At 62.0% G+C, this 11,835-nt stretch carries 6 protein-coding genes and 1 tRNA gene; 4 read left to right on the top strand and 3 right to left on the bottom strand.

Translation table 11 applies throughout. The annotated features are described in order from the left end of the window. Positions 1-29: 29 nt before the first annotated feature. From ACOOHF_RS03140 to ACOOHF_RS03130, 3 genes are all read right to left on the bottom strand, one after another. Entirely contained in the window at positions 30-1,016 is a 987-nt protein-coding gene (locus tag ACOOHF_RS03140) for an ArsR/SmtB family transcription factor (RefSeq protein WP_420463337.1), read from the bottom strand. A gap of 73 nt (positions 1,017-1,089) precedes the next feature. Continuing rightward, the gene (locus tag ACOOHF_RS03135; RefSeq protein WP_420463336.1) at positions 1,090-1,500 is read right to left on the bottom strand and encodes a type II toxin-antitoxin system VapC family toxin; all 411 of its coding nucleotides are present in this window, start codon (positions 1,498-1,500) and stop codon (positions 1,090-1,092) included. Further along, positions 1,497-1,733 carry an antitoxin gene (locus ACOOHF_RS03130; protein WP_420463335.1) on the bottom strand — a complete coding sequence of 79 codons (237 nt, stop codon included), beginning with the start codon at positions 1,731-1,733 and terminating at the stop codon, positions 1,497-1,499. Before ACOOHF_RS03130 ends, ACOOHF_RS03135 begins: the two co-directional genes overlap by 4 nt. A 164-nt stretch (positions 1,734-1,897) precedes the next feature. Here ACOOHF_RS03130 and ACOOHF_RS03125 point away from each other — a divergent pair. The 4 genes from ACOOHF_RS03125 (at position 1,898) to ACOOHF_RS03110 (ending at position 11,804) form a co-directional block, all read left to right on the top strand. Then, positions 1,898-1,971 (top strand) — tRNA-Pro (locus tag ACOOHF_RS03125). A gap of 252 nt (positions 1,972-2,223) precedes the next feature. Then, entirely contained in the window at positions 2,224-3,285 is a 1,062-nt protein-coding gene (locus tag ACOOHF_RS03120; RefSeq protein WP_420463334.1) for a DNA-methyltransferase, read from the top strand. Between the two features lie 709 nt (positions 3,286-3,994). Then, positions 3,995-5,572 carry an amidohydrolase family protein gene (locus tag ACOOHF_RS03115; RefSeq protein ID WP_420463333.1) on the top strand — a complete coding sequence of 526 codons (1,578 nt, stop codon included), beginning with the start codon at positions 3,995-3,997 and terminating at the stop codon, positions 5,570-5,572. 94 nt (positions 5,573-5,666) lie between these two features. Beyond that, a complete protein-coding gene (locus ACOOHF_RS03110) occupies positions 5,667-11,804 on the top strand; it encodes a hypothetical protein (protein ID WP_420463332.1) in 6,138 nt (2,045 codons plus the stop codon). The last annotated feature ends 31 nt before the right edge of the window (positions 11,805-11,835 follow it).

Here is an 11,835-nt window from a genome sequence, read left to right as displayed (position 1 = left end):
CATCTTCTATCTCCTTCGGGTCTGCAGTTTCAGATATAGAGTCTGCCCGTGGTAGTGCTCGGCTCGCTCGGCTTACGGGCCGTCCCCGCGAACAGCATGGGGCCCGACGCGTTCGGGTCCGGTGCGAGCGGAATGTGGCGGTAGGCGTCCAGATCCGCAGCCGCCATCCACCCGCGCATCCGATCTTCGCTGAAGCCGGGCCACAGGTGGCCCATGGTCTCCCGGTATTCCTCTCGCCCGTGCGCGCGCATGTCGAGCACGACGAGTCTCCCGCCCGGAGCGAGGACTCGGGCCGCTTCGGCCAGCACCCGTCCGGGGTCCACCGCGAAGTGGAGGACGAGCATCAGCACCGCGACGTCGAGTTCGTCGTCGCCGAGCGGGAGTGTCTCCAGTTCTCCTTCCCGCAAGTCGACGTTGTCGTGCCGACCCAGCCGCACCGCCGCCGCCTCCAGCATCTCCGGCGACCGGTCGACCGCGATGACCCGCTTCACGAACGGCGCGATCATATCGGCGAGCGTCCCCGTCCCCGCGCCCAGGTCTCCGACCACCCACTCCGGGTCGAGCAGTCCGAACATCGGCGCGAACCGGGTGTCGCGGCCGAACAGGTCGTCGCGTAGCGCATCCCAGCCCCCGGCGGTCTCCGAGAAGAACGCCGCCGCGCGTTCCCGGCGCCGGGCGAGTACACTCGCCGCGCGTTCGCCATCCTCCGCGATCCAGACGGCGTCCGAGAGGCTCTCCGCCGTGAGCCGCCACAGCTCCCGGGCCCCCGGTTCGAGCGCCCCCTCCAGGCGGTAGTAGCGCGTCTTCCCATCCTGCCGCCGCCGCACCCAACCGTCGTCCGCGAGCACCCGCAGGTGCCGTGAGACGGTCGACTGGGGAAGCTGGAGGACGGATACCAGTTCGGACACCGTGAACTCGTGCCGCTCAAGCAGCGTGAGGATCCGCAACCGGTTCTCATCCCCGAGGGATTCGAACCGCGAGAGCATCTCCCGCGTCGTCGCACCCACCATCGTCATATCCATAAATCCAAATATATGGATGCAAGTGCGACGGGACCAGAATTGGTTCGAGGCCTGCGATCAGGGCGTCTCAGGAGCGTCCGGGTTCGAGACGCGTAATCCCGTCGATGTCGTCGAAGCCCCGGTCGAAGGTCGCGATGACCCGGGCTTCCCGATTGATCATGACGCCCGCGTGGACGGCATCCCGCGCCGATATCCCCGCGTGCGAGAGCAGGATCGTCTTCGCCAGGTCGGTGTCGGCCAGCGTGACGTCGAAGACCTCGGGCATGAGGGCGACGAAGAGGTCGTACACTCTGGCGCCCAGCTCGCCCCTGCCCAGCCCCGCATAACGGTACAGGATCTCCTGCAGGACCTCGGTACTCGTGCACAGCTCGAGTCCATCGTCCTGCGCTTCTTCCAGAAACCGTATGGAGGGATACCGGTTGGGATGATCCGCCCCCGCGACGTACATCGGGATGTTGGAGTCGACAAAGACCTTCACGATCGGCCGGCTTCGATTTCGGCGATCATCACGTCGATGTCGGCCGTGGGAGCGTCGAGTTCCCGCAGGGCCGCGAGGGGATCGCGAGGCAAGCCTCCCGACTCCCGCTCGAGACGCTCTTCGATCGCCCGACGCACCCAGGCGCCCCTGGAGCTGCGCGCCCGCCGCGCCGCCTTTGCGAGGCGGTTCTCGAGAGATCCGGAGATCAGCACCTGTAACCGGTAGCTCGCCACCGTCATCCTCCTCCCACGGGTGGGACCACTCAACCACGACTCATGTGAGTATATACTACCATACTCAAGGGCGGCAACATAGAAAGAGGTGAGGAGAACCGCGGTGCGCACCTCCGTTCCGCGCTTGACCCGGTCACGGGATCGGCTAGCTTCTCGGTCCACGTCGGGGCGTGGCGCAGCCCGGTAGCGCGCCTGAATGGGGTTCAGGAGGTCGCGAGTTCAAATCTCGCCGCCCCGATTTTCCACAAGCTGAAGCACGACAACCTTCTGACCGGACCCAATGCGCCGGCCTTCGATCGTTGGCACCCGGGTCCTCCGCGTTTGCCGCACCCCACGGTTGCGTGCGCATCATCCCCCGTCGATGAGGATCTCTTGAGGTCAACGGGCAGAATGGGATGGGATCGGCACCAGCAGGCGGCGAAGCCGGCTGGCGTCGTCATGGCCGGAGAGGGCGGACGCAATTATCCTAATGCCAGCGGATGGGACGAGCGTGGACGGGGGTACGTCGTTGACTCAGCAGCAAGAACTCGAGGTTCTCGAAGGGGTTGGGAGCGCTGACAGGGCGGCCACGCTGGGTGCCGCGCTCGACGATGCCGCCATCGAAGCGGCACTCGCGGAACTGCCCCGCGGCGACAATACTCCAGAGGCACTGCGGGCCCTCCAGACCCTGAACCGGCACCTCCGCAATCGCCGTTGGCCACCCCCCTTCGACCGCACCCGACACCGGCTCCACCTGGGCGACGCACGAGAACTCGACTGGATTGCCGACGAAAGCGTGCATCTTGTAGTCACGTCGCCGCCGTACTGGACGCTCAAGAAGTACAACGAGCATGACAGCCAGCTAGGGGCCGTCCAGGACTACGAAGCCTTCCTGGACGAACTCGACGCGGTTTGGAGGCACTGCGCACGGGTTCTGGTTCCCGGCGGACGGGTCGTGTGCGTGGTTGGTGACGTGTGCATTCCGCGCCGGGTGGCGGGGCGCCATCTGGTCATGCCGCTCCACGCCGACATCCAGGTGCGCGTTCGCAGGCTCGGGCTCGACAACCTGACTCCGATTCATTGGTACAAGATCGCAAACGCCGTCATGGAAGCCAGCGGCAACGGAGCGGGATACTACGGAAAGCCGTACCAGCCGGGAGCCGTTGTGAAGAACGACGTGGAGTACATTCTGTTCTTTCGGAAGGGCGGCCAGTACCGTTCGCCCTCGCCGTTGCAGAAGGCCTTGTCCATGCTGACGCGCGACGAGGTGCAGACTTGGTGCCGCACCATATGGGCCGACATCCCCGGAGCCTCGACCGCGGGCCACCCTGCTCCGTATCCTGTCGAGCTTGCCACGCGGCTGATCAGGATGTTTTCGTTCGCGGGAGATACGGTCCTGGATCCCTTCCTGGGAACGGGAACGACCTCGATCGCGGCAATCGATACCGGCAGAAACTCGATCGGGGTGGAGATTGATCCGGGTTACTTTGAGACGGCGGCAAATCGGATCCACGACCGGACAGGTGAGCCCTCGCTTGCTGAACCTGCCGTCGCGGATGTCCACTTGGAGTAGTCCGGTCCAGCCACGCGGGCAGGGATGAAGCTCCTGAAGCAGTTTCAACTGGACCTCATCCCATCCACGAAGCCCCCGCGGCAATCTTGCGGCTGGACGAGGCCAAGCCTGCGTTTGATGAATTCCTCATCCTTCGATTCGGAGCGACGAATTGCGAGCCGTACAGCTTCGGCTGGGTCGACTCGACGGAGGCGCGACGGGATTACTCGTCGGCCTTGGTACGCCTCGCAGGTTCTTACCAGCACCGATTCTGACCGGACTCCCACTGTGGCGGCGGCACCGTGTCGACGCGCCCAACGTCGATGTCTGCGGCATCGTCGTTCCGGGGGATCGGGTCGATATCGTAGCTTCCAAAGGAGCGATACGTTGCGGCGTCCCGAAGCCCCACTCTGTTCCGAGCGGGCGAACCGCGCACCATTTTACCCATGCAACCCGAGTCTGACGAACGATGGATGACCTCCCGTGGCCAAAGGGAACTGGATCTGGCCAACCTGATGCGAGTCATGGAGGAGACAGCAACATTCCTTGATGTGTTGGCGGATATGGCAGAAGACTATGCAGCATGAGGAGTTATCCTGGAATGACCATCAAGGAAGGCGCCGCGCGAGTGGGCGGAGGGCTCGAACTCCACAGCATGTGCCACTCAAGAGGGCACGCGTCGCGACGTGTGACGAGGCGTATGACGTCAAGTCGTAGCGGGCACTCCCGAATGCCAGCGAAGACCTTGGTGCGCGTGGGCGCCTTCGCGGCTGTGCTCCTTCCGATCTGGCCAGCTTCGGCAACCCCACAGCAGGACTCCCCACTCCTCGCGATCGTCGGGGCGACGATCATCGACGGAAACGGGGGGGCGCCGCTCGCGGACGGGACCCTCATCATCGAAGGCGACCGGATCCTCGCCGTGGGTCCCGCCGCTTCAGTAGCGGTTCCCGCCGGCGCCGAGGTCATCGACGGGAGCGGCAAGTTCGTCACGCCCGGGTTCGTGGACACCAACGTCCACATGTCGCTCGCCTTCGGGCGCGGCGCGCGGGTCGAGGAACATGCGGCGTACTGGCCGCACCACGAGCAGATCATCCTCCAGGGACTGCAGCTCCACCTCAAGCACGGGGTGACGTCCGTGCGGGACAGCTACGGCGTGCTGCGTCCCATGCAGCGGGTCAAGAAGAAGATCGACGCCGGCGAGGAGATCGGCCCCCGCACCTACCTCGCCGGCAACATCGTGGGCTGGGGCGGACCCGCCTCGGAGACGTTCGCGGGGCTCCCCGAGTCGGAGATAAGCTTCTTCGCCGAGCAGATGAACGACGAGGTCACGCTCGGAAGCGGCGAAGAGATGATCCACATGACGCCCGACGAGTTGCGGGTCGCGATCAACGCCTACCTCGACCACGGACCCGACTTCATCAAGTACGGCGCCACGCATCACTTCAACTATCCGGCGCCGATCGCCTTCTCGCCGCGCGCCCAGCGCGTGATCGTCGAGGAGACCCACCGGCGCGGGCTGGTGGCCGAGACCCACGCGACGAGCCTGGAAGGCCTCCGCCTCTCCGTCCTCGCGGGCATCGACCTCATCCAACACCCGGACAACGTCGGAAACCGCACGATCACCGATGAACTCGTCGACCTCATCGTCGAGCGCGACATCGTGTGCTCGATGCTCATCAACCAGTTCACGGGCCCCAGCTGGCAGTTCCACGTTCGCAACATGGAGCGCGCGCGGGAGGACCTCGCCGAGGCCCAGGCTCGGGAGCGCCAGCGGCGCATCCCCCCAACGACGGCCGAAATCCGCCGCCGCGTGCAGGACACCGGACTCCCGCAGCCGGGATCGGTGATGGAGGGGCGCTGGACCACCAAGCGGACGAACGCGAAGAAGCTGATCGAGGCGGGCTGCATCGTCACGGTCGGGACGGACAACACCCTGTTCGGGCGCGGCGGCGTGGCGGCGGACTTCCTGCGCGAGGAGCCCGAGAACATGGAGCACCAGCTGCCGGGCCAGGGCACGATCTTCGCCATCGAGGGGCTGGTCGAACTCGGGATGACGCCCTCGGAGGCGATCGTCGCGGCCACCAGGAACGGCGCCCTCGCGAGCAAGGCGCTCGACGAGTACGGCACGCTCGAGGCGGGGAAGGCGGCGGACATCGTCGTCCTCGACGCGGACCCGCTCGCCGACATCTCGAACATCCGGCGCCTCTCGATGGTCATCAAGGGCGGCCGCATCATCGACACCGACGCGCTCCCCACGAACCCGATCGCCCTCGACTGGGCCGCGGGCACCCTCGACGGGGTCCGCTAACCTCTGGTTTAGATACAGAATGCCATCTGGAGCACTTCCTTCAAACGCTGGCGACCGATATCACTTCGTTTACGTCGCCCGACGGCTAATCGACATGCTCTCGCCAAGCGAGCCTCTCCAAGTCATCGAGATGGAGGGCCTCACGTTCACCGATAACGTTGATCCCCCGGATCCCGAAGCGCTCTTGGGAGTGGACCACACTGAGTACCTTGGGGGCTACACAGCCGAGAACGCGACCGCGGTCTCTATCGTTCAAGTCAAATACAGTCCCTCTCGTCCGCAATCGAGTTGGACGGTTTCGAGACTTACCGCTGACCAGCGTCGCCCGGGCTCATCGGTGATCCGGAAGCTCTCTACATCGTTCAACACCCTGTACACCGCGCGGGGCGAGGACGGGAGTGGAATCCGCCTCTGTCTAGTGACCAACCAGCCCATAGCGCCTAAGCTGTCCCTAGCTCTCTGTGAAGCACAGATGCGCATTGGCGAGCTCCCGGACCAAGAGGCGGGCAAAGTCCTGAGACTAGCGGGAGACACTTATATCGCTGCCCTGCAAGCCCGTTCGAACCTCAGTTGGGAGCGGTTCGCCGCCATGATCCGAAGCTGGGATCTGACGACCTTCGAAAACGGTACGCTCATTCGTGCCGAGACCCAGGTCCTTGCCGCTGTGGACCAGCTCACGTCGCAGGGACCGGGGGATCTACAACGATTAATTGCATTCGTGCAGGAGCACGCTGTTACATATCGTAAGACGAGGATGGGACCGTTGGACGTCCTCGAGGCGCTCGGGCTCCGGCAAATCGATTTCTGGCCAGCGCCGCCAAGACTCGACTCTCCGGATGATTATCTTTCGACGAGGGACGCTCAGCGTGTTGCTCAGAAATTGATCGAGGAGGACAATCGACTTCTGTTGTTACACGGAGATGCTGGAGTAGGCAAGACAAGTTGCCTGCAACTCGTTGCTCGAGACTATCAAGATGATGTAGCGTTGGTCATATACGATTGTTTCGGAGATGGGGAAGGCGTGGCCGCTGGCCAAGAGCGTTTTCCGGCGACAACTTGCTTTACACAGATTGCGAACGAACTCGATGCGGTTCTCAAGACCGGTGTTCGAGCTACGACACGGCTGAGCTATGTGCACCTCATGGAGCAATTTCGCACAGCGGTGCATCGGGCTGCCGAGATCGCTGCAGACTCTGGCAAACGCCTCGCAATTGCATTTGATGCGGTTGACAACGCCGTCGAGGCGGCCGAGGGGGTTCCACCGGAAAAGCACACCCTCTTCGTGCCATCCGTCTTGCGCACTCCTTGGCCGGAGAACTGCACCGTCCTCCTAACGGCCCGAACGGAGAACATTCCCGCGCTCGCTGTTCCCGACACTCTAGTAAGTTTAGGCTTGTCTGGTTTCACCGAGAGCGAGTCGATCGAATGCCTTTCGCGGATTCTCGGCGATGTCTCGAACACCCTCCTGCAGCGAATCATCGAAAGCACCGGGGGAACGCCTCGCTTGCTTACGGATCTCGCAAGGGCACTCGTCCGCGAGAGCCCCAATGATCCTTTGGAGTTCGTTGAGACATATGCTAGGGATACGGCTGTTGAATCTTATGGCGTTGAGTGCCGAAGAAGACTTACTAGTTCTGCTGATATACGACTAGTCGCCACTCTTCGTGAAGCCACGCAACTCGTCAGCGTCGAGACGCTTTCGAGAATTCTTGCGCGGCCCGTGGCGGAGGTTCGGACGACTCTTGAGCAACTGTCTTTTGGTATTCGCATCCACAACGATGGAAGGGTGGGCTGGCGTAACGAGGATTTCTTGAGCTTTGCCCGTGAGTTTAGTGTGGCAGAAAAGGGTTGGGCTCGGGAGCGGCTGGCGGATTTCTGTCGAGCGGAGTTCGAGTTGGACAGGTACGCACGTACGAACTACTCGCGGCATACGTTTATCGCGGGGCGGCCGCAAGAGCTGCTTGATTGGTGGTTGGATGACGATCGCCTCGTGGTGAGGAGGGAGCAAGCCCGCCCACATGAGGAGGACGTGTTGGGCGACGTCCGTTACTGCTTGCTGGCGGCTGGAATGACGAGGTCGGGCGCCGCTGTTCTGCGGTTGTTATCCGTTGCTGCAGACTTGATTCAGGGACGCGACGCGTTTCTGGAAGTGCTGGCGGAACATGCGGACGTCGCAAGTGCGGAGGGATTCCTTGACCCGTTGCTCGAGGTCTTGAGGAACGAGGAAGCGGGTGACGTCGGGCTGAGGTATTTGAAGGTGGCTGGCGCGCTCTCGCGTAACGGTGCGGATCCACGGATTAGAACATTGGCGTGTAAAGGCGTACACCTTCTCAGGCAGCGTGGGCCTGAACGGGGTGAGGGCCTTTCGCGAGTTGCGGTAGGGATTCTAGCGGGGATTGCGAGCGAGACGAGGGGGATCGGAACGGCGCTGCAGGAGTTGGCACGCTGGACACCACCCGCGCACGCGGAGTTCGCGAGGGTGGTAGCGAAAGCATCAGCGACACGTGAAGCAGACATCGTAGACGAGATCAACGAAGCGGGGCTTGATACTGACCTGAGAACGTTCGCACTGCTTGGATACTTGAGCGTGTTGCGTGAGTCTAGAGCGAGTAACGGGGCGACACGTAATGCTGTCGAGACGGTGGTCTCCGCCATCGGTGCGGGGGAGCTCGACACCTGTAACTACCAACGACCGCTCGGCAAAGCCGTCCAGGAACTGCTCGCCGCAGGACGCGTGGCAGAAGCGACGAAGCTGGCGGAATTGTGGGAACCGCCGGCACCCGGGGGGGCCTGGGATGGAACGGTTATTGATTTCGTCACCTGTAGAGCAGTCCACAAGCTGTTGGGTATCACGAAGCGGGCGCCAGATGAGGAAAAAGGGGAGCCGGCACCCGGCAAGGAGTTGGACGGTCGCCTGAAAGCTAGGATCGATGCCATACGCCCAGCGCTTGAGTGTCGGGCCCGAGCGTGGATCTCGCGCGAAATCGCAGACCTTGGAAAGGAAATCGACACTTGCCTAGAAGTCTGGCGCAACCAACGTAGGCGCCACCGCGGGTTGGGAGATTTCCAAGTCGTAGCGTGGTTAGTGGAAGCGATGATCGCTACGTCTCAGCCTGTAGAAGTCATCCGAGACATGTTAGAGAAGGCGCAGACGAAGATTTCCCCAACTGCATGGCCCTACGCGTCACTAGCAACGGTGTTTGCAAGAGACGGAAACTACTGGCGTCTAGCAGAGGAGACCGTATTACGAGCCCTTCAAGTCGTCCGACCGCCGGATTCGAGCAGCCGAGATGCAGCTGATTTGTTGCTTGAATTATATCCAATAACACAGGAGTTCGATGCCGACTTGGCCGCGGATCTCTTCGCGAATGCCCGACTCCTTACGGGTGACCTTGATTGGGCCGCGTCGGAGCGGGGGTATGCCTTGCTTGCGGTGTGCCGGCGAGCGGTGCAGGGAGACAGCGGAAGTGCGGATCAGGTACGCCTTCTGGCTGAGGTTCTGGAGTACTTGCACCGAGTTGAAGTGGAGGAGCGACAAATCAACCTGGGGGAGGCACTGGAGCTTCTCGTACAAGTCGATCCGCCGTCAGCCTTCTTAAAGGCCGCTGATTGGGAACGGCGAGCAGTGTTCGACGCTCGCAAGGCAGCTGTATCACTAGGGGACGGGCTGCTGCAAATGAATCACGCGCCCGAACTCGTGTGGCCGCTTGCAGAGCTGACGAGTGACACGTCCGGGAAGATGTTACTTCGCGCAGCCATCGAGCAAATGGAACACTCGCAGTCGCGTGATGAGGCTGTGAGTGCCTACACGGCAAGAGTCCTTTGGCCATGGAATGATGTCGGATGTGTGACGGCGATAGACGAGCTGAAAACCTGGGCGATTCCCTTGGGACTCGGGTCGCACGAAGGGGTTCAAGTGGCCGTCCGCTTCGGTGAGTGGCTTAGGAGCATAACGGACGTCGAACCCGAAGAAGAATCGCCGTGGAGTCGATCGTCGCCAAGTTCATCTCTCGATCCGCTTCCCGAGTCGGCAGAGGAGGCGCTTCAAGCTCTCGAGAGCTTCGCGCCTAGGGACCTCCGTAGAATTTCGGCGGATGAGATCATAGAAGTCGTGGAACGCCTGTCGGCGTCTCTTCCGTATTCCGAGATGTCGCGCCTTCTAGGTGTCGTAGAGACGTGGTCGAACGACCGATGGCCCATCGAGACATTCTCTGCGGTTGCGGTGGTCTCGGCACGAGCGGGCACCGTCACAGCCTGTGCGGCGGTCAGTGAAACTCTGGGCAACCTGCTAACCCCGCGTGCGCTTCGCTGGCTCCCAAACCGATACGACCCCGGCGCCTGGGAAACTCTCCGGTCGGCGTGGCCAAATTCGGATGTGGAACTCTTTGCGGTCCTTACCGAAAAATTGGGGCAGGCACTCTCGCAACTTCCTGAGCGGGCGCTTCATCAATGGGTTGTGCGGCTCTCGGAATTGCTGCCCGCCAGGATCGTCTCCGGCAGTGCTGATTCCTTGCTGGAAGCCACCTGGGCCCGCATTCCAGATAAGAAGCGACTGAGCTCTGCGTCAAGCTCCCCAACTGAAACGATCAGCGGACTGCTGCTCAAATTCATCACAGACCTACTCGGGCACCCGCGACAGGACACGCGCTGGCGGGCGGTGTATACGTTGGTTGGCATGATTCATGGATCGCCCAACGAGGTGGTTCGGTTTCTCGTCGGCGAACTGCTCACAAAAGAGCACGCCCGTTGGTTGACACGCAGAGAGTGGCTGTATTTTGTCCTCAATCACGTCGCTCTGGTGCGACCGGAGTTCCTAGTAGCACATATTTCTAATATCGCCCAGCATGCACTAGACCAGAGTCTTCCCCATGCCAAGCTGCGGTACCATGCGAAGCAGATCGTCACACTTACGGAAAAGGCATTCCCTGGCAGCGTAGATCCCGCGACACTAGAGCGTCTACGACCGGTGAATGAACCGCTGTCTTTCATTCGCAGGGACGACCTCGGATCTGGCGGGATCCCATATCCAGAACCCAGGTGGCCGTCCCGTCCTGGAAAGGTGTTCAGGTTTAACTCCATGGACACGATGCCGTATTGGTTCTCCCCGATGGCCCGGTGTTTCGGCATGCATCGCTGCCACATTGCGGAGAGAGCCTATCGCTGGATCGTCGACGAATGGGGCCTGACAGACGAGGCTTGCACCAGCGACCGTCAAGAAGATCCGCACACGTATGATTGGAGGGAGACCATGAACGACCACGGGGACGCACCTGCAGTGGAGACACTACGTACGTACGCCGAGCGTCACGGAATGTTCCTCGCGGCCGGGGAGCTCATCGACGCGGAGCCTGTGGTCTGGGAGGAAGGTTGGTCTCGTAGCCACTGGGAGGATCGGATGCGTTATGCACGATCAGCCGATCCGTGCTTGCCCAGCCGTCTGCTGGGCCTCCCCCCGCTGAGCCCGGAAAGCTACGGTCATTTTGAAACGCCCGTAGAAGAATGGCAGGCAAACCGAGACCCAACACGATACCGCCGTCTACTTCTTGCGGACGCCGACACCCCAGACTGGTTCGTCATCGCCGGAGATTGGGCGGGCACGTTTCTTGACCGCGACTTTTTTGTCAGTATATCCTCTTCGCTCGTGAGTGCCCAAACGGCGTGCTCGCTGGCTGATCTGCTTCGGTCATCCGACAGGTATTCTCTTCCGGAAATCAAGGTCTCGTACGCGGGCGTGCTGCATGAGCTGCAGACAGATACCGAGGTGTCCTTGCGGGAGGCGGATACCGGGAATGATGAGCGCGTCGATGAAGGTCCTCTATTTCAGCTTCGTCCGCTGGCGATCCAGTGGGAGCAGGAACTTCCATTCCACGGTTTCGATCCAAAGTGGCCGGCTGGTTCTCGGCGACTGAACTTCCTAGCTCCTGAGCCCGTGGAGAGCCTCGGACTGGTGCGGGACCCGCTCGGTTCGTCGTGGCGCGACGTTTCTGGGAGGGTGGCCGCGCGTCTCGAAGCGTGGCACGAGCGGGCTCGATATGGAGAACATGGGACTGGAGCGAGAGGAAATCGCCTCCTGTTGAGGTGCGACGCCGTGACAAGGCTAAGAGAGCATACTGCCTGTGACGTGATCGTGAAGGTGACGATATCGAGGAACAAGTCAGCGAACCACAGGACTTCTGATGACGCGTACGAGCTCGGCAGGAGCGAGATCTTCCTGCTCTCGGACTTCGAATGAATAGCACGAGTGTTCGAGAGCGGGCTTGCGA

Source organism: Candidatus Palauibacter sp., assembly GCF_965216145.1.
In the GTDB taxonomy this organism is placed as follows: Bacteria; Gemmatimonadota; Gemmatimonadetes; order Palauibacterales; family Palauibacteraceae; genus Palauibacter.
The sequence above is the reverse complement of the archived record's forward strand: the minus strand, read 5'-3'. Positions and strand labels throughout refer to the sequence as shown.

Bases quoted from the DNA above. Each gene is read 5' to 3' on its own strand.
- ACOOHF_RS03110 (WP_420463332.1), top strand. From the start codon at position 5,667: ATGCTCTCGCCAAGCGAGCCTCTCCAAGTCATCGAGATGGAGGGCCTC.
- ACOOHF_RS03140 (WP_420463337.1), bottom strand. From the start codon at position 1,016: ATGACGATGGTGGGTGCGACGACGCGGGAGATGCTCTCGCGGTTCGAA.
- ACOOHF_RS03115 (WP_420463333.1), top strand. From the start codon at position 3,995: ATGCCAGCGAAGACCTTGGTGCGCGTGGGCGCCTTCGCGGCTGTGCTC.